We start from the raw sequence: 713 nt of genomic DNA on the forward strand, positions 1-713 counted from the left end.
CTGGCCTCCCGTAACAACCTCGCTGCCGTCTACCAGGCGGTGGGTGATCTGGAAAATGCGATCCCGCTGTACGAGGCGACATTGAGCGATCGCGAGCGGGTGCTGGGCCCCGACCACCCGAACACGCTGGCCTCCCGTAACAACCTCGCTGGCGTCTATCATGCGGCGGGTGATCTGGGGCGTGCGATCCCACTATTCGAGGCGAGTCTGGCTGACTTCGAGCGGGTGCTAGGCCCCGACAACCCGAACACGCTGAATTCTCGTAACAACCTCGCTGGTGCCTACGTGGCGGCGGGTGATCTGGGGCGTGCGATCCCGTTGTATGAGGCGAGTCTGGTTGACTGCGAGCGGGTGCTGGGCCTCGACCACCCGGACACGCTGACCTCCCGTAACAACCTCGCTGGCGCCTATCATACGGCGGGTGATCTGGGGCGTGCGATCCCACTGTTCCAGGCGAGCCTGACTGCCCGCGAGCGGGTACTGGGCCTCGACCACCCGGACACGCTGACCTCCCGCAACAACCTCGCCTACGCCTACATGACGGCGGGTGATCTGGGACATGCGATCCCACTGTTCCAGGCGAGCCTGACTGACTACGAGCGAGTGCTGGGCCCTGAGCTTCCCCCGGTAGCCCGGTGGCTTTCCAGGCATGGTCCGATAGGGCCTGAAGGGAGTCGTCCGTGGCACCACCGAAGAAGTACCCCGACGAGTTG

General features: G+C 64.8%; 1 protein-coding gene. It reads left to right on the forward strand.

All coding sequences use genetic code 11. The features are described from left to right. The coding region (locus ADK67_RS48855) for a tetratricopeptide repeat protein (RefSeq protein ID WP_157620083.1) at positions 1–713 on the forward strand (713 nt) is incomplete at both ends.

Source organism: Saccharothrix sp. NRRL B-16348 (assembly GCF_001280085.1).
Taxonomy (GTDB): domain Bacteria; phylum Actinomycetota; class Actinomycetes; order Mycobacteriales; family Pseudonocardiaceae; genus Actinosynnema.